24 protein-coding genes are annotated in these 14,745 nt (G+C 51.3%); all 24 read left to right on the top strand.

The window, feature by feature from the left end; genetic code table 11:
- Nucleotides 1-15 precede the first annotated feature (15 nt).
- Entirely contained in the window at nucleotides 16-849 is an 834-nt protein-coding gene (rplB, locus tag F7P81_RS06670; protein WP_022710941.1) for a 50S ribosomal protein L2, read from the top strand.
- A 15-nt stretch (nucleotides 850-864) separates the two neighbouring features.
- Nucleotides 865-1,143, top strand: coding sequence for a 30S ribosomal protein S19 (gene rpsS / locus F7P81_RS06675; RefSeq protein ID WP_022710942.1), 279 nt, complete (start codon nucleotides 865-867; stop codon nucleotides 1,141-1,143).
- 2 nt (nucleotides 1,144-1,145) lie between these two features.
- Entirely contained in the window at nucleotides 1,146-1,535 is a 390-nt protein-coding gene (rplV, locus tag F7P81_RS06680) for a 50S ribosomal protein L22 (protein WP_022710943.1), read from the top strand.
- Nucleotides 1,535-2,245, top strand: coding sequence for a 30S ribosomal protein S3 (gene rpsC, locus F7P81_RS06685; RefSeq protein ID WP_022710944.1), 711 nt, complete (start codon nucleotides 1,535-1,537; stop codon nucleotides 2,243-2,245). Before rplV ends, rpsC begins: the two co-directional genes overlap by 1 nt.
- Nucleotides 2,246-2,284: 39 nt before the next feature.
- Nucleotides 2,285-2,698, top strand: coding sequence for a 50S ribosomal protein L16 (gene rplP / locus F7P81_RS06690; RefSeq protein ID WP_022710945.1), 414 nt, complete (start codon nucleotides 2,285-2,287; stop codon nucleotides 2,696-2,698).
- 11 nt (nucleotides 2,699-2,709) lie between these two features.
- Entirely contained in the window at nucleotides 2,710-2,910 is a 201-nt protein-coding gene (gene rpmC / locus F7P81_RS06695) for a 50S ribosomal protein L29 (RefSeq protein WP_022710946.1), read from the top strand.
- Nucleotides 2,911-2,922: 12 nt separating this feature from the next.
- Nucleotides 2,923-3,153: a 30S ribosomal protein S17 gene (gene rpsQ / locus F7P81_RS06700; protein WP_022710947.1), complete on the top strand. Its 231-nt coding sequence runs from the start codon at nucleotides 2,923-2,925 to the stop codon at nucleotides 3,151-3,153.
- Nucleotides 3,154-3,232: 79 nt separating this feature from the next.
- On the top strand, nucleotides 3,233-3,601 hold the full coding sequence (gene rplN / locus F7P81_RS06705; RefSeq protein WP_022710948.1) for a 50S ribosomal protein L14: 369 nt from the start codon (nucleotides 3,233-3,235) through the stop codon (nucleotides 3,599-3,601).
- Nucleotides 3,602-3,614: 13 nt separating this feature from the next.
- Entirely contained in the window at nucleotides 3,615-3,926 is a 312-nt protein-coding gene (rplX, locus tag F7P81_RS06710) for a 50S ribosomal protein L24 (protein ID WP_022710949.1), read from the top strand.
- Complete coding sequence (gene rplE, locus F7P81_RS06715) at nucleotides 3,919-4,476, top strand: 50S ribosomal protein L5 (RefSeq protein ID WP_022710950.1); 558 nt, start codon at nucleotides 3,919-3,921, stop codon at nucleotides 4,474-4,476. The genes rplX and rplE overlap by 8 nt, the downstream gene beginning before the upstream one ends.
- Before the next feature lie 26 nt (nucleotides 4,477-4,502).
- Entirely contained in the window at nucleotides 4,503-4,808 is a 306-nt protein-coding gene (gene rpsN, locus F7P81_RS06720) for a 30S ribosomal protein S14 (RefSeq protein WP_022710951.1), read from the top strand.
- Between the two features lie 13 nt (nucleotides 4,809-4,821).
- Entirely contained in the window at nucleotides 4,822-5,220 is a 399-nt protein-coding gene (gene rpsH, locus F7P81_RS06725; protein WP_022710952.1) for a 30S ribosomal protein S8, read from the top strand.
- Nucleotides 5,221-5,260: 40 nt separating this feature from the next.
- Complete coding sequence (gene rplF, locus F7P81_RS06730; protein ID WP_022710953.1) at nucleotides 5,261-5,794, top strand: 50S ribosomal protein L6; 534 nt, start codon at nucleotides 5,261-5,263, stop codon at nucleotides 5,792-5,794.
- A gap of 12 nt (nucleotides 5,795-5,806) precedes the next feature.
- Entirely contained in the window at nucleotides 5,807-6,169 is a 363-nt protein-coding gene (gene rplR, locus F7P81_RS06735) for a 50S ribosomal protein L18 (protein ID WP_075654833.1), read from the top strand.
- 276 nt (nucleotides 6,170-6,445) lie between these two features.
- Entirely contained in the window at nucleotides 6,446-7,006 is a 561-nt protein-coding gene (gene rpsE, locus F7P81_RS06740; protein ID WP_022710955.1) for a 30S ribosomal protein S5, read from the top strand.
- A 48-nt stretch (nucleotides 7,007-7,054) separates the two neighbouring features.
- Entirely contained in the window at nucleotides 7,055-7,252 is a 198-nt protein-coding gene (gene rpmD, locus F7P81_RS06745) for a 50S ribosomal protein L30 (RefSeq protein WP_022710956.1), read from the top strand.
- Nucleotides 7,253-7,272: 20 nt separating this feature from the next.
- A complete protein-coding gene (gene rplO, locus F7P81_RS06750; protein WP_151159007.1) occupies nucleotides 7,273-7,746 on the top strand; it encodes a 50S ribosomal protein L15 in 474 nt (157 codons plus the stop codon).
- 152 nt (nucleotides 7,747-7,898) lie between these two features.
- Nucleotides 7,899-9,239, top strand: coding sequence for a preprotein translocase subunit SecY (gene secY / locus F7P81_RS06755; protein WP_022710958.1), 1,341 nt, complete (start codon nucleotides 7,899-7,901; stop codon nucleotides 9,237-9,239).
- Nucleotides 9,236-9,820 carry an adenylate kinase gene (locus F7P81_RS06760; protein WP_022710959.1) on the top strand — a complete coding sequence of 195 codons (585 nt, stop codon included), beginning with the start codon at nucleotides 9,236-9,238 and terminating at the stop codon, nucleotides 9,818-9,820. Before secY ends, F7P81_RS06760 begins: the two co-directional genes overlap by 4 nt.
- Before the next feature lie 487 nt (nucleotides 9,821-10,307).
- On the top strand, nucleotides 10,308-10,676 hold the full coding sequence (gene rpsM / locus F7P81_RS06765; protein ID WP_022710961.1) for a 30S ribosomal protein S13: 369 nt from the start codon (nucleotides 10,308-10,310) through the stop codon (nucleotides 10,674-10,676).
- 236 nt (nucleotides 10,677-10,912) lie between these two features.
- Complete coding sequence (gene rpsK, locus F7P81_RS06770; RefSeq protein ID WP_022710962.1) at nucleotides 10,913-11,302, top strand: 30S ribosomal protein S11; 390 nt, start codon at nucleotides 10,913-10,915, stop codon at nucleotides 11,300-11,302.
- Between the two features lie 105 nt (nucleotides 11,303-11,407).
- A complete protein-coding gene (locus tag F7P81_RS06775) occupies nucleotides 11,408-12,421 on the top strand; it encodes a DNA-directed RNA polymerase subunit alpha (protein ID WP_022710963.1) in 1,014 nt (337 codons plus the stop codon).
- Between the two features lie 42 nt (nucleotides 12,422-12,463).
- Nucleotides 12,464-12,889: a 50S ribosomal protein L17 gene (rplQ, locus tag F7P81_RS06780; RefSeq protein WP_022710964.1), complete on the top strand. Its 426-nt coding sequence runs from the start codon at nucleotides 12,464-12,466 to the stop codon at nucleotides 12,887-12,889.
- A 294-nt stretch (nucleotides 12,890-13,183) separates the two neighbouring features.
- The gene (locus tag F7P81_RS06785; protein ID WP_151159008.1) at nucleotides 13,184-14,656 is read left to right on the top strand and encodes a DegQ family serine endoprotease; all 1,473 of its coding nucleotides are present in this window, start codon (nucleotides 13,184-13,186) and stop codon (nucleotides 14,654-14,656) included.
- Nucleotides 14,657-14,745 lie beyond the last annotated feature (89 nt).

Consider the following 14,745-nt stretch of genomic DNA (forward strand, 5'->3'; position numbering starts at 1 on the left):
CGTGGAGTAAAGACAATGGCACTCAAGCACTTTAACCCGATCACTCCTGGCCAGCGTCAGCTGGTCATCGTGGATCGTTCGGAGCTCTTCAAAGGCAAGCCGGTCAAAGCATTGACCGAAGGTTTGACTAAAAAGGGCGGTCGTAACAACACCGGTCGTATCACTGTTCGCTATCAGGGCGGTGGTCACAAGCGTACGTATCGCTTTATTGATTTCAAGCGTACGAAACACGATGTGTCCGCTACTGTTGAGCGTCTGGAATACGATCCAAACCGTACCGCATTCATCGCGCTGATCCGCTACGAAGACGGTGAGCTGAGCTACATCCTGGCACCACAGCGTCTTGCTGTTGGCGACAAGGTTATCTCCGGCGCACAGGTTGACGTTAAGCCAGGTAACGCGATGCCGCTCGGTGCGATGCCGGTTGGTACTATCATCCACAACGTGGAAATGAAGCCAGGCAAGGGCGGTCAGATCGCTCGCTCGGCCGGTACCTATGCACAGCTCGTTGGCCGTGACCAGGGCATGGCGATCCTTCGCCTGAACTCCGGTGAACAGCGTCTGGTACATTCCGGTTGTCTCGCAACTGTTGGCGCTGTATCCAATCCGGATCACGGCAACACCAACGACGGTAAAGCCGGTCGTTCCGTATGGCGCGGTAAGCGTCCACACGTACGCGGCGTTGCCATGAACCCGGTTGATCACCCACACGGTGGTGGTGAAGGTCGTACCTCGGGTGGTCGTCATCCTGTTACTCCGTGGGGCAAACCTACGAAGGGCAAGAAGACACGCTCGAACAAGGCGACGGACAAATTCATCATGCGTTCGCGTCATCAGCGTAAGAAATAAGAGAGGTAGTCTAAAGTGGCTCGTTCAGTTTGGAAAGGACCGTTTATTGACGGCTATCTTCTCAAGAAGGCTGAGAAGGTACGCTCCGGCGGTCGTAATGAGGTCATCAAGATCTGGAGCCGTCGCTCCACGATCCTGCCGCAGTTTGTTGGCCTGACCTTTGGTGTATACAACGGTAATAAACACATTCCTGTGTCCATCTCCGAAGAAATGGTCGGACACAAGTTCGGTGAATTCGCTCCAACCCGTACCTATTACGGTCACGGTGCGGACAAGAAAGCGAAGAGGAAGTAAGTATGGGCAAGGCCAAGGCTCCGCGCCAGCTTAAGGATAACGAGGCGAAAGCCGTCGCCCGCACGATTCGCGTTAGCCCGCAGAAACTTAATCTTGTCGCGGCTCTGATCCGCGGCAAGAAAGTCAACGCGGCACTTGCTGATCTGTCATTCTCGCGCAAGCGCATTGCAGAGACAGTTAAGAAGACGCTTGAATCGGCAATCGCCAACGCAGAAAACAATCACGACCTCGATGTTGATGCTTTGATCGTCGCGGAAGCTTCTGTTGGCAAGTCGATCGTCATGAAGCGCTTTCATGTGCGTGGCCGTGGTAAGGCGAGCCGGATTGAACGTCCGTTCTCTCACCTGACCATCGTTGTCCGCGAAGTCGCCGAAAAAGGGGAGGCCGCATAATGGGCCAGAAGATTAATCCGATCGGTCTTCGTCTGGGCATTAACCGTACCTGGGATTCGCGTTGGTACGCGAATACCGGCGAATACGGTAAGCTCCTTCATGAAGATCTGAAGATCCGCAAATACCTGACTGAAGAACTCAAGCAGGCTGCGATCTCCAAAATCGTGATTGAACGTCCGCACAAGAAGTGTCGTGTGACCATTCACTCGGCTCGTCCGGGCATCATTATCGGTAAGAAGGGTGCAGATATCGAAAAGCTCCGTAAGAAGCTCTCCGATATGACCAACTCTGATGCGGTTCTCAACATTGTTGAAGTTCGCAAGCCAGAAGTTGACGCTACCCTGATTGCTCAGTCGATCACTCAGCAGCTGGAACGCCGTGTGGCATTCCGTCGCGCTATGAAGCGTGCTGTTCAGTCCGCAATGCGTCTCGGCGCAGAAGGCATCCGTATTAATTGTTCGGGTCGTCTTGGCGGTGCAGAAATTGCTCGTATGGAATGGTACCGTGAAGGTCGCGTTCCTCTTCACACTCTGCGCGCTGATATTGACTACGGTACAGCTGAAGCACAGACCGCTTACGGTATCTGCGGCGTGAAAGTTTGGGTATTCAAAGGCGAAATCCTTGAGCATGACCCAATGGCTTCCGAACGTCGTGCGATTGAAGCCGACGCTCAGGGTCCGCAGTCGAACCGCCGCCGCGAAAACGCTTAATTTTAAGCGTTTTCGGTTAGAATATTGGAGTAGAGAACAATGTTGCAGCCTAAGCGCACAAAGTTCCGTAAGCAGTTCAAGGGCCGTATTCACGGTGAATCCAAGGGCGGTACGGATCTGAACTTCGGTGCTTTCGGTCTGAAGGCAGTCGAGCCTGAACGCGTTACCGCACGTCAGATCGAAGCCGCTCGCCGCGCTATTACCCGTCACATGAAACGTGCCGGTCGTGTATGGATCCGGATCTTCCCGGATCTGCCAGTAACTTCCAAGCCTACCGAAGTCCGTATGGGTAAAGGTAAGGGTTCAGTTGATTACTGGGCATGCCGCGTAGCACCAGGTCGTGTTATGTTTGAGCTTGACGGCGTACCTGAAGATGTGGCACGTGAAGCTCTCCGACTCGGAGCTGCGAAGCTGCCGATCAAGACGCGTTTTATTCAACGCATCGCTGAATAAGAGAGACAGCTATGAAAGCCGCAGACATCCGGGCGAAAAGCCTCGACCAGCTGACTGAACAGTTGGGTGGATTGAAGAAAGAGCAGTTTAACCTGCGCTTTCAGAAAGCCACTGGTCAGTTAGAAAAAACCGCACGTGTGAAGCAGGTTCGCCGCGACATCGCACGTATTAAGACTATTGCCCGCCAGAAGGCGGCCGAAAGCAAGGCATAAGGAATTTAAATAATGCCTAAACGCATTCTGCAGGGCGTTGTCGTCAGCGACAAGAACGACAAAACTGTCGTTGTTAAAGTGGAGCGCCGTTTCGCGCATCCACTGCTTCAGAAGATTATTCGTCAATCGAAGAAGTACAAAGCGCATGACGAAAACAACCAGTTCAAGGTTGGTGATCAGGTTTCCATTCAGGAATCTGCTCCAATTTCGAAAGACAAACGTTGGGTAGTTCTCGCGAACTAAGCAACGGGCTAACATTAAACACGCAGCTTAGGTAGGGCAGGAGCCCTTAACCAGCTGAGAGATAAGAAGGCGGCCAGTCATGATTCAGATGCAAACAAACCTCGACGTGGCGGATAACTCCGGCGCACGTCGTGTCATGTGCATCAAGGTGCTGGGCGGCTCGAAACGGAAATACGCTTCCGTTGGTGACATCATTGTGGTGTCCATCAAGGAAGCGATTCCTCGTGGCCGCGTTAAAAAAGGTGACGTAATGAAAGCGGTTGTGGTTCGCACAGCCAAAGACATTCGTCGCCCAGATGGTAGCGTTATCCGTTTTGATAACAATGCTGCTGTTTTGATTGACAACAAGAAAGAGCCTATCGGCACTCGTATCTTCGGACCGGTTCCGCGTGAACTTCGCGCTAAGAGCCACATGAAGATCATCTCGCTGGCTCCAGAAGTTCTGTAAGGGAAGTTCGACGATGCAAAAGATTCGCAAAGGCGACCGCGTTGTTGTGCTTGCCGGTAAGGACAAGGGCCGTACCGGTGAAGTGATCAAGGTCTTGCCGAAAGAAGATCAGGCTTTCGTAAGCGGTATCAATATTGTTAAGCGCCATCAGCGTCAGACACAGACTCAGGAAGCCGGCATTATTTCGAAAGAAGCCGCAATCCATCTGTCAAACCTGGCGATTGCTGATCCTAAAGACGGTAAACCAACCCGCGTTGGTTTCGTCGAGAAAGACGGCAAGAAGGTACGCGTAGCAAAACGTTCCGGAGAGTCGATCGATGGCTGAAGCAAAGAGTGAACCACGCTTCAAGACGCTTTATAAGGATACAATCCGTAAAGCTATGCTTGAAGAGTTCAAATACAGCAACGAAATGCAGATTCCACGCGTTTCGAAAGTTGTAATCAATATGGGTGTTGGCGAAGCCACTGCAGACTCCAAAAAGCCTGCGCGTGCTGCCGAAGATCTGTCTCAGATCGCCGGTCAGAAAGCCGTTGTCACCCGTGCACGCAACTCGATCGCTACCTTCAAACTCCGTGAAGATATGCCGATCGGTACGAAAGTCACCCTGCGTGGTGAGCGTATGTACGAATTTTTGGATCGTCTGATCACGATCGCGCTTCCACGCGTTCGCGACTTCCGCGGTCTGAATCCTAAAAGCTTTGACGGTCGTGGCAACTTCGCCATGGGTATCAAGGAACACATCGTGTTTCCAGAAATCAACTACGATAAAGTTGATCAGATCTGGGGCATGGACATCATCGTTTGCACGACTGCACCAACGGATGATGAAGCCCGCGCTCTTCTGCGCGCCTTCAACTTCCCGTTCCGCCAGTAACGGCAAGCGTAGCGAGGTAATCAAAAATGGCCAAGACTAGCGCAGTCGAAAAAAACAAGCGCCGCGAAAAGTTGGTTAAGCGTCATGCTGAAAAGCGTGCACGTTTGAAGGCAATTGTTATGGATCAGTCCCTGCCTCTGGATGAGCGCTTCCGCGCTACCATTCAGCTGGCTGAGATGCCACGTAACTCCTCCAAGGTTCGCATTCGCAACCGTTGCGAAGTGTCCGGACGTCCACGCGGTTTCTACCGCAAGCTTAAGATGTCGCGTATTGCGTTGCGCCAGCTGGGTTCGCTCGGCCAGGTGCCAGGCATCGTGAAATCGAGCTGGTAAGGAGAGTTATAATATGACTATGTCAGATCCTATCGGCGATATGCTGACCCGCATCCGTAATGCTATCGGTCGTAAAAAGACCAAGCTTACAACCCCGGCTTCCAAGCTGCGTGCACGCGTATTGGACGTGTTGCAGGCTGAAGGCTATATCCGCGGATATACACAGACTGATTTTGACAACGGTAAATCCGAAATCGAAATCGAACTGAAATATTACGAAGGTATGCCAGTAATCCGTGAACTGACCCGCGTTTCCAAGCCGGGCCGTCGCGTTTACGTTTCAGTAAAGTCGATTCCTCAGGTCGCTAACGGCCTTGGTATCAGCATTCTTTCCACCCCTAAGGGTGTAATGGCTGATCATCAGGCTCGTGAGCAAAACGTTGGTGGTGAGCTGCTCTGCCGCATCTTCTGATGTGGCTGAGTGGTGAACATAGAAACGGACAGGGTTAACAATGTCTCGTATCGGTAAAAAACCCGTGCCGGTTCCGGCAGGCGTGACCGCCAGCGTTGATGGTCAGACTGTTACTGCCAAAGGCACGAAAGGCGAACTGAAGTTCGTCGTAAGTGATGAAGTAAGCGTGAAGATGGAAGAGGGCGCAGTAAGCGTTACTCCTCTGTCCCAGTCGAAAGACGCCCGCGCTAAGTGGGGCATGGCCCGTACCATGATCAGCAACATCTTCGTCGGTGTTAAAGACGGTTTCGAAAAGAAACTTGAAATCTCCGGCGTTGGTTATCGTGCTGCTATGCAGGGCAAAAACCTTCAGCTTTCGCTGGGTTTCAGCCATGAAGTTGTATACGATGTTCCAGCTGGCATCACTGTTGCAACACCTAAGCCAACGGAAATCGTTGTCTCCGGTATTGACAAGCAGGTTGTCGGGCAGGTTGCTGCCGAGATCCGCGAATACCGTTCGCCAGAACCTTATAAAGGTAAAGGCGTTAAGTATGCCGGTGAAGTTATCGTCCGCAAGGCCGGTAAGAAGAAATAAGGAACACGTGTTATGGCATCGCCTAAACAAACTATTCAGCGCCGTGCTGCACGCGTTCGTCGTCAGCTCAAAGCTGTTTCGAATGGCCGCCTGCGCTTGAGCGTACATCGTACATCTAAGAATATCTATGCACAGATTATCGATGATGTACGTGGTCACACTGTTGCTGCTGCTTCCACCCTTGACGGTGACCTTAAAAAGTCCCTGAAGACTGGTGCAGACAGTGCAGCTGCCGCTGCAGTTGGCAAGCTGGTTGCAGAACGCGCCGCTAAAGCCGGTGTAGCAGAAGTTGTCTTCGATCGTGGTGCATATATTTTCCACGGCCGTGTGAAAGCTCTTGCAGACGCAGCACGCGAAGCTGGTCTCAGCTTCTAATAAAATTAAAAAATGTCGTCAGGTGCTTGCATTTGACGACATTTTTTCTGTATTACAGCGCCGTGAGGCTTAAGTGACTCACTTTTTATTGCTGTAAGCTGACTACGCATCATATTTTCATAACCGTTTACGGTTCTGGTCTGATGTAATGACACTTCCGGTTTGGTTTCTGATTTATCAGAGAGCTGAACTGCGGGTGTCAATTTGTGCATTTTCGGGTTTAATAGCTTGTTAATGTTTCACTTGTGCTTCCGGAAAAGAAAAAGGAATTAGGAAATGGCACAGAAAGAACGTAATCGCGAAGATCGCGCCCGCGAAGAGCGTGACAGCGAATTCGTCGATAAGCTGGTACACATCAACCGCGTAGCCAAAGTTGTTAAAGGCGGCCGTCGTTTCGGTTTTGCTGCTCTGGTCGTTGTTGGTGATCAGAAGGGCCGTGTAGGCTTTGGTCATGGTAAGGCTCGCGAAGTGCCTGAAGCAATCCGTAAGGCAACTGAAGCTGCCAAGCGCGATATGATTTTTGTTCCGCTGCGCTCAGGCCGTACACTGCACCACGATGTGCAGGGTCGTCATGGCGCCGGCAAGGTTCTTCTTCGCTCGGCACCTGCCGGTAAAGGTATCATCGCTGGTGGTCCAATGCGTGCGGTTTTCGAAACCCTCGGCGTTCAGGACGTTGTAGCCAAGTCGCTTGGCTCATCCAATCCATACAACATGGTGCGTGCAACTTTTGATGCGCTGAAGCATCAGATGCACCCGAAAGATATCGCTGCACAGCGCGGTATTAAGTATTCCACACTGCAGGCTCGTCGTCACGACGTAGTTGCCGGTGAAGAATAACCATTGGGTGAGGGGCGTTAGCCCCGCAAGGACTTAAGGAACAAAGTTATGTCTTCGACTAAAGGCAAAACGGTTACCGTTGAACAGATTGGTAGCCCAATTCGTCGTCCGAAAGAACAGCGCGCTACGCTCGTTGGTCTCGGTCTTAACAAAATGCGCCGCCGCAGCACACTGGAAGATACACCTTCCGTTCGTGGTATGATTGCCAAGGTTGCGCACCTCGTCCGCGTTGTGGACGAAGCTTAATCAAGCGCAGGAGAATTATCATGAAACTTAATGATCTGCGTGAAAACCCAGGTGCAACCAAGGCCCGCAAACGCGTTGGCCGTGGTATCGGTTCCGGCTCCGGCAAGACCGGTGGTCGCGGTGTGAAGGGTCAGAAGTCCCGTTCAGGCGTGTCCATCAATGGTTTTGAAGGCGGCCAGATGCCAATCTACCGTCGCTTGCCAAAGCGCGGTTTCACCAACATCTTCGCTAAGAAGTTCAATGTTGTGTCGGTTGGTCGCATTCAGGAAGCTGTGGATGCCGGTAAGCTGGATGCAAAAGCATCCGTTACCTCTGAAGCCCTGATCGCTGCCGGTATCATCCGTCGCGCTCTGGATGGTTTCCGCGTTGTTTCCGATGGCGAAATCACAGCTAAGCTGGTGATTGAAGCTGCCGGTGCTTCTAAGGTTGCGATCGAAAAGATCGAAAAAGCAGGCGGTTCGGTAAAATTACCTGAAACTGCTTCTGCCGAATAAGGCCTCAGAAATACCTTCAAGACGGCGGCCTTAGTGCCGCCGTTTTCAACTTTATGCCTATTGATTGCATGTGCCTACTTGCGCCTTGTTGTCTATGGGCATATCTGGGGAGGGGCGTCAGATTCTGACGTACGACAGACCGGAGTAATCTCATGGCATCGGCTGCTGAACAGCTTGCATCCAATTTGAATTTTTCAGCCTTCTCGAAGGCGACTGAGCTCAAGAAGCGTATCTGGTTTACGCTCGGGGCTCTGCTTGTGTATCGTTTTGGTACCTATATTCCTTTGCCGGGCATTAATCCTGACGCGCTGGCCCAGTCGTTCCAGCAGCACAGCCAGGGTGTGCTGGGGCTGTTCAATATGTTCGCCGGCGGTGCTGTTGCCCGTATGGCGATTTTTGCGCTCGGGATTATGCCGTATATTTCGGCATCGATTATCGTACAGCTTATGACCTCTGTGGTGCCTTCTCTTGAAGCGCTGAAGAAAGAGGGCGAAGCCGGACGTAAAGTTATCAACCAGTATACGCGTTACGGTACGGTGCTTCTGGCGCTTGTGCAGGCCTATGCAATCTCTGTGGGGCTTGAATCCGGCAGCGGTATTGTGTCTGAGCCGGGACTGTTCTTCCGCATCACTTCGGTGATTACGCTTGTCGGCGGTACAATGTTCCTGATGTGGCTCGGCGAACAGATCACTGCGCGTGGTATCGGTAACGGTATTTCCCTGATCATCTTCGCAGGTATTGTTGCAAACCTTCCGCAGGCTATCTCCGGTACGCTCGAACTCGGCCGTACAGGTGCTTTGTCAACAGCGCTGATCCTTGGTGTGATTGTTCTCGCAATTGCGCTGATCGCAGTGATCGTGTTTGTTGAACGCGCACAGCGTCGTTTGCTGATCCAGTATCCGAAGCGTCAGGTGGGTAACCGTATGGCGCAGGGCGAAACCTCGCATCTGCCGCTGAAGCTGAATACTGCCGGTGTTATTCCTCCGATCTTCGCATCTTCGCTGCTTTTGCTGCCTGCAACTGTTGCCGGTTTTGCAAATACAGAAAACATGCCTGCCTGGGGAAGCACGCTGCTGGCCGCTCTCGGTCACGGTCAGCCGATCTATATGTTCCTCTATGCGGCGCTGATGGCATTCTTCTGCTTCTTCTATACAGCGATTGTCTTTAATCCTAAGGACACTGCTGACCAGCTGAAGAAACATTCGGGCTTTATTCCGGGTATCCGTCCGGGTGAGCGTACTGCTGAATATATTGATTATGTTCTGACCCGCATCACAGTGGTTGGCGCTATCTATATCGTGATTGTCTGTCTTGTACCTGAGTTCCTGATTTCAGCGGCCGGTGTACCTTTCTATCTCGGTGGTACGTCCCTGCTTATTGTTGTCAACGTAACACTTGATACAGTTGCTCAGATTCAGGGTCATCTCATTGCTCATCAATATGAGGGGCTGATTAAAAAATCCAAACTTCGTGGGGGAAGACGGGCGAGATGAGACTCATACTTTTAGGACCTCCGGGTGCAGGCAAGGGAACTCAGGCAAAAATTCTTACAGAAAAATATGCCATTCCCCAGCTCTCAACCGGTGACATGCTCCGTGCGGCCGTTGCCGCACAGACTGAAGTCGGTAAACGTGCCAAAGCAGTTATGGATGCAGGTCAGTTGGTTTCGGACGAGATCGTGAATGCGATTGTTTCGGATCGCATCGATCAGCCGGACTGTGCAGGCGGATTTATCCTTGACGGTTATCCGCGTACAGTGCCTCAGGCGCAGGCGCTGACAGGTATGCTGAAAGAAAAGCATGCTGAACTGGATGCAGTGATTGAACTGAAGGTCGATGAGACTGCTCTGATCAAGCGTATGGAAAACCGCGTTGCGGAAACCATTGCTGCAGGTGGTACTGTCCGTTCAGATGATAATCCTGAGGCTTTCCGCAAGCGTCTGGTTGAGTATCGTGAGAAAACCGCACCTTTGTCTGATTATTATGCAGGTACCGGTGAACTGAAGCTGGTAGACGGCATGGCCGCTATGGCTGATGTTACAGCAGAGATTGAAAAACTTCTGCTTCCTGCCTGATCGTCGGATCCGGTCTTTTATAAAAATTCAAAGCGCTGATCTGATAATATCGGGTCGGCGCTTTGACTTTTAGAAGCAGGTGTTTGCAATTTGGTTTTAACGAAATGATAAGCATTTACGCCTGTTCTCTCTTAGAGGTTGACTTTTCCTCACGATTCCGTCAAAGACAGCGACAATTCGCTTAATTCAGATGGGCGCAACCGGTTTTCCGGTTTCGTTCATTTTTATGCTGTCTGTATCCGGTGGTTCGGTGCAGGCATAGAGAACAGATCCGGCTTTGTTGAAAATCCGGTGGATCTCTTGGATTTCGGACGTGTTATTAGCCGTTAACTCGCAGATTTTTTGCGAGAACAACTTGCGGATAGCGTTCGGTAGAGCTCATTACAGCGTGAACCGGCTTTCCGGTGCTGTAATATTTTAAACTACCGTATGATTATAAAACATGCCGATGCGGCTGTTATCTTGCGGTTCATACAGGAGAAAGCGCATGGCACGTATTGCTGGCGTAAACATTCCAACGAATAAGCGTGCGATCATTGCACTTCAGTATATTCACGGTATCGGCCCTAAATTTGCTGCTGAAATCATGGAAAAGGTCGGCATTGCGCTTGATCGCCGTGTAAATCAGCTGACAGATGCTGAAGTTCTGCAGATCCGTGAAACCATTGACCGCGATTACCGCGTTGAAGGTGATCTGCGTCGTGAAGTTTCGATGAACATCAAGCGTCTGATGGATCTGGGCTGCTACCGCGGTCTGCGTCATCGTCGCTCCCTGCCGGTTCGCGGTCAGCGTACCCACACCAATGCTCGTACCCGTAAGGGTCCTGCAAAGGCAATCGCCGGTAAGAAGAAGTAATTTGCTGGTGCCGGAGCTGTTTTATAAAACGGCTCCGGTATTTGCTCGTCTCTGCCTCACTTTTATCGAGCGGGTCAGAGACAAGCGCAGATTATGCTCCGTTTACGGGGCGTCTTAAAAATTTGGCTCCGAGAGGTGCCAATAAACAGATCCAGACATGTCTTGCCTGATGGCCAGATATGTCGGTGGAGCCGCTGGTATTACGGCGGTGTCGAGATCAATTGGAAGGACTAGTTATGGCTAAAGATGCCGGTCGCGTTCGTCGTCGCGAACGTAAAAATATTTCCTCGGGTGTTGCTCACGTTAATTCGTCGTTCAACAACACACTGATCACTATCACTGACGCACAGGGCAATGCGATTGCCTGGTCTTCAGCCGGTGCACAGGGCTTCAAGGGTTCGCGTAAATCGACTCCTTTTGCTGCTCAGATCGCTGCTGAAGATTGCGCCAAGAAGGCTCAGGAACACGGCATGCGTTCGCTGGAAGTTGAAGTTTGCGGTCCGGGTTCCGGCCGTGAATCCGCACTTCGCGCTCTGCAGGCTGCCGGTTTCACAATCACTTCGATCCGTGATGTGACCCCGATCCCGCACAATGGTTGCCGTCCACGCAAGAAGCGTCGCGTCTAATCAGTCCATCGCCGCAAGGGCCCGAACTTATGTTCAGGTCTTTCGTGGTTTCCGCTCTCTGTTGCCACGATTGGATAGTGGCAAAGCTAGATTAAAGGAAAGCACATGATTCAGAAAAACTGGCAGGAACTGATCAAGCCTAACAAGGTTGATTTTCTTACCCAGGGCTCGAAGAATAAGGTCACTGTTGTGGCTGAACCGCTTGAACGCGGTTACGGTCTGACATTGGGTAACGCGCTGCGTCGCGTTCTTCTTTCTTCGCTGCGCGGTGCTGCGGTGACTGCTGTTCAGATTGACGGCGTTCTGCATGAATTCTCGTCGATCAACGGCGTGCGTGAAGACGTAACCGATATCGTACTGAATGTTAAAGAAATCGCTATCCGTATGGAAGGCGATGGACCTAAGCGCATGGTTGTCCGCAAGGAAGGACCAGGCGTCGTAACGGCTGGTGATATCCAGACGGTTGGTGATGTTGAAATCCTTAATCCGGATCACGTCATCTGCACCCTCGATGAGGGCGCTGAAATCCGCATGGAATTCACTGTCAATACGGGCAAGGGCTATGTGCCTGCTGACCGTAACCGCGCTGAAGATGCTCCGATCGGTCTTATTCCGGTTGACAGCCTCTATTCACCGGTACGTAAGGTTTCCTACAAGATCGAAAACACCCGTGAGGGACAGGTTCTCGATTATGACAAGCTGATCCTCAATGTTGAGACCAACGGCTCTGTCACTGGTGAAGATGCAGTTGCTTATGCAGCCCGCATTCTTCAGGACCAGCTTGCGATCTTCGTCAACTTTGACGAGCCGCAGAAGGAAGCTCCGCAGGAACAGGTTGCTGAACTCGCATTCAATCCGGCTCTGCTTAAGAAAGTGGATGAACTGGAACTGTCTGTCCGTTCTGCAAACTGCCTGAAGAACGATAACATCGTTTATATCGGCGATCTGATCCAGAAGACAGAAGCCGAAATGCTGCGGACTCCGAATTTCGGCCGCAAGTCGCTGAACGAAATCAAAGAAGTTCTGGCGTCGATGGGACTCCATCTCGGTATGGAAATCCCGACCTGGCCGCCGGAAAATATCGAAGATCTCGCTAAGCGCTACGAAGATCAATATTGAGACCGGTTGCGACCGGAAGATAGATTTTAAAGGAGAAGGCTCATGCGCCACGGAAAGACACTCCGTAAGCTGAACCGGACTGCAAGCCACCGTAAGGCAATGTTCGCCAATATGGCTGCTTCGCTGATTGAACACGAACAGATCGTAACCACTTTGCCTAAGGCAAAGGAAATCCGTCCGATCGTTGAGAAGCTCATCACTCTCGGCAAGCGCGGTGATCTGCATGCACGTCGTCAGGCCATTTCGGCTATCCGCGACGTACAGCTGGTTCAGAAACTGTTCGACGTTCTGGCAACCCGTTATGCTGACCGTCACGGCGGCTATATCCGCATCATGAAAGCCGGTTTCCGTACCGGTGACAACGCTCCGATGGCTGTTGTTGAGTTCGTAGAACGCGACATCACTGCTAAAGGCGCTGCTGATCGTGCACGCGTTGAAGCTGAAGCTGCTGAAGCAGAAGCTGCATAATATCTGTTTAACGCAGATTATATAAATTAAGGGGCCTCACGGCCCCTTTTTTATTTTTTGTTTTAATATTTTTGCCTTCCGAGATGAGGGCTTATTATCCACTTTTGTCTAGGTTTTCGGTTTTGCGATGATCTTGTATTCTTCTGAGAACAGGGGGTTTATGTGAAATCGCTTCTAATGCACTGTTTTATTACAATAATTTAATTTTATGTTTGTTGTCCGGCCTCTTTTCCGTCTGGTTTTGAAGTCTATATTCATCCTAATCAGTCGGTTTCCGAAAAGTGGGATACAAGTATGGCTTCACATCTGCAGAATGATCCGGTCAATAAATCGGGGCGCTTAGGTAAAATTTACAAGGCCGGTCTGGCTGTTTTACTCACCGGCGTTATTGCAGCGGGAACGATTTCTGTGTTTGCGCCTGCCGTGAGCACACCAGCAGTTGCTGAGAAACAGGTACCGCAGTCCCATAGCGACATTCAACTTTCCTACGCGCCTTTGGTGAAGTCGACTGCCGGCGCGGTGGTGAATGTTTATGCCGGCCGTAAAGTGCAGCAGCGTTCGCCATTTGCCGGTGATCCGTTTTTTGAACAGTTCTTCGGCGGTCAAATGCGTCCGAATAAGCCACGTTTGGAGCAGTCGCTGGGTTCCGGTGTGATCGTAGACAGTTCCGGTCTGATCGTGACCAATAATCACGTTATTGACGGTGCGGATGATATTAAAGTCGCGCTGGCTGATGGCCGTGAATTCTCATCAAAGCTGCTCCTCAATGATGTGACGACCGATCTGGCGATTCTGAAAATTGATGCCAAGGAAGAATTGCCAACCGTTAAGCTTGCTGATTCCGACAAGGTTGAGGTTGGCGATCTGGTGCTGGCAATCGGTAATCCGTTTGGTGTCGGGCAGACCGTGACCAGCGGTATTGTTTCTGCGCAGTCACGTACACAGGTTGGTGTCTCGGATTTCGACTTCTTCATTCAGACCGATGCCGCAATTAATCCGGGTAATTCCGGCGGTGCGCTTATTGATATGAACGGTAATCTGATTGGTATTAACACGGCCATTTATTCGCGTAGCGGCGGTTCTGTCGGTATCGGTTTTGCTATTCCGTCGAATATGGTTTCAGCTGTCGTGAAATCGGCTGAAAGCGGCAGTGATACGTTTGAGCGTCCTTATGTCGGTGCAACTTTTCAGGCGATTACACCGGATATTGCTGCCGGTCTTGGCCTGAGACAGCCTTCCGGTGCACTGATTACTGATCTGGTTGAAAAAAGCCCTGCGGCAGAAGCCGGTATTAAAGTAGGTGATGTGATTACAGCAATTGACGGTGTGAAGGTCGATAATCCAGATGCGCTGGCCTATCGCGTATCCACTGCCGGTATTGGCAAGACAGTGCAGATGACTGTGCTGAATGACGGTAAATCCCGTGAGGTTGCTGTTACGCTTGCCCAGCCGCCAAAAGAAGCGCCTGCACGGGAAGTCTCAGGCCGCAATCCGCTGGCTGGTGCGCAGGTGCAGAATATTACACCGGAACTGGCACGCAAATCCGGCCTCGCACCGACAACACGCGGTGTGGTTATCAGCGGTGTAAAAAACAACACGCCTGCACAGGCGATGAATTTGAAGGCTGGTGACATTGTGCGCGGCGTGAATGGTACAGCCATTGCCAATGTCGACGATCTGCTGGCTGTGCTTTCTGCCGGACGCAGTGCATTATGGCGTTTGGATATTGAGCGCGATGGTGTAATTTACCGTCAGTTTGTTCGCTGATTTTTATCACAAGCGGTTGAGGGGAAACCTCATTTTCTGAAATCGCTTGTGCATGATTGAAACGGGGAGGCCGGTTTGCGAAAGCAATC

It is taken from the genome of Pseudochrobactrum saccharolyticum (genome assembly GCF_008801715.1).
Lineage (GTDB): Bacteria > Pseudomonadota > Alphaproteobacteria > Rhizobiales > Rhizobiaceae > Pseudochrobactrum > Pseudochrobactrum saccharolyticum.

What these genes read in the sequence shown, in the direction of transcription:
- rpsH (WP_022710952.1), top strand. Translation starts at nt 4,822, where the DNA reads ATGACTATGTCAGATCCTATCGGCGATATGCTGACCCGCATCCGTAAT.
- rpsC (WP_022710944.1), top strand. Translation starts at nt 1,535, where the DNA reads ATGGGCCAGAAGATTAATCCGATCGGTCTTCGTCTGGGCATTAACCGT.
- rpsK (WP_022710962.1), top strand. Translation starts at nt 10,913, where the DNA reads ATGGCTAAAGATGCCGGTCGCGTTCGTCGTCGCGAACGTAAAAATATT.
- rpmC (WP_022710946.1), top strand. Translation starts at nt 2,710, where the DNA reads ATGAAAGCCGCAGACATCCGGGCGAAAAGCCTCGACCAGCTGACTGAA.
- rpsM (WP_022710961.1), top strand. Translation starts at nt 10,308, where the DNA reads ATGGCACGTATTGCTGGCGTAAACATTCCAACGAATAAGCGTGCGATC.
- rplR (WP_075654833.1), top strand. Translation starts at nt 5,807, where the DNA reads ATGGCATCGCCTAAACAAACTATTCAGCGCCGTGCTGCACGCGTTCGT.
- rpmD (WP_022710956.1), top strand. Translation starts at nt 7,055, where the DNA reads ATGTCTTCGACTAAAGGCAAAACGGTTACCGTTGAACAGATTGGTAGC.
- rplN (WP_022710948.1), top strand. Translation starts at nt 3,233, where the DNA reads ATGATTCAGATGCAAACAAACCTCGACGTGGCGGATAACTCCGGCGCA.
- rplV (WP_022710943.1), top strand. Translation starts at nt 1,146, where the DNA reads ATGGGCAAGGCCAAGGCTCCGCGCCAGCTTAAGGATAACGAGGCGAAA.
- F7P81_RS06760 (WP_022710959.1), top strand. Translation starts at nt 9,236, where the DNA reads ATGAGACTCATACTTTTAGGACCTCCGGGTGCAGGCAAGGGAACTCAG.
- rplB (WP_022710941.1), top strand. Translation starts at nt 16, where the DNA reads ATGGCACTCAAGCACTTTAACCCGATCACTCCTGGCCAGCGTCAGCTG.
- rpsN (WP_022710951.1), top strand. Translation starts at nt 4,503, where the DNA reads ATGGCCAAGACTAGCGCAGTCGAAAAAAACAAGCGCCGCGAAAAGTTG.
- rplX (WP_022710949.1), top strand. Translation starts at nt 3,615, where the DNA reads ATGCAAAAGATTCGCAAAGGCGACCGCGTTGTTGTGCTTGCCGGTAAG.
- rplE (WP_022710950.1), top strand. Translation starts at nt 3,919, where the DNA reads ATGGCTGAAGCAAAGAGTGAACCACGCTTCAAGACGCTTTATAAGGAT.
- rpsE (WP_022710955.1), top strand. Translation starts at nt 6,446, where the DNA reads ATGGCACAGAAAGAACGTAATCGCGAAGATCGCGCCCGCGAAGAGCGT.
- rplQ (WP_022710964.1), top strand. Translation starts at nt 12,464, where the DNA reads ATGCGCCACGGAAAGACACTCCGTAAGCTGAACCGGACTGCAAGCCAC.
- F7P81_RS06775 (WP_022710963.1), top strand. Translation starts at nt 11,408, where the DNA reads ATGATTCAGAAAAACTGGCAGGAACTGATCAAGCCTAACAAGGTTGAT.
- rplP (WP_022710945.1), top strand. Translation starts at nt 2,285, where the DNA reads ATGTTGCAGCCTAAGCGCACAAAGTTCCGTAAGCAGTTCAAGGGCCGT.
- rpsQ (WP_022710947.1), top strand. Translation starts at nt 2,923, where the DNA reads ATGCCTAAACGCATTCTGCAGGGCGTTGTCGTCAGCGACAAGAACGAC.
- secY (WP_022710958.1), top strand. Translation starts at nt 7,899, where the DNA reads ATGGCATCGGCTGCTGAACAGCTTGCATCCAATTTGAATTTTTCAGCC.
- rplO (WP_151159007.1), top strand. Translation starts at nt 7,273, where the DNA reads ATGAAACTTAATGATCTGCGTGAAAACCCAGGTGCAACCAAGGCCCGC.
- F7P81_RS06785 (WP_151159008.1), top strand. Translation starts at nt 13,184, where the DNA reads ATGGCTTCACATCTGCAGAATGATCCGGTCAATAAATCGGGGCGCTTA.
- rplF (WP_022710953.1), top strand. Translation starts at nt 5,261, where the DNA reads ATGTCTCGTATCGGTAAAAAACCCGTGCCGGTTCCGGCAGGCGTGACC.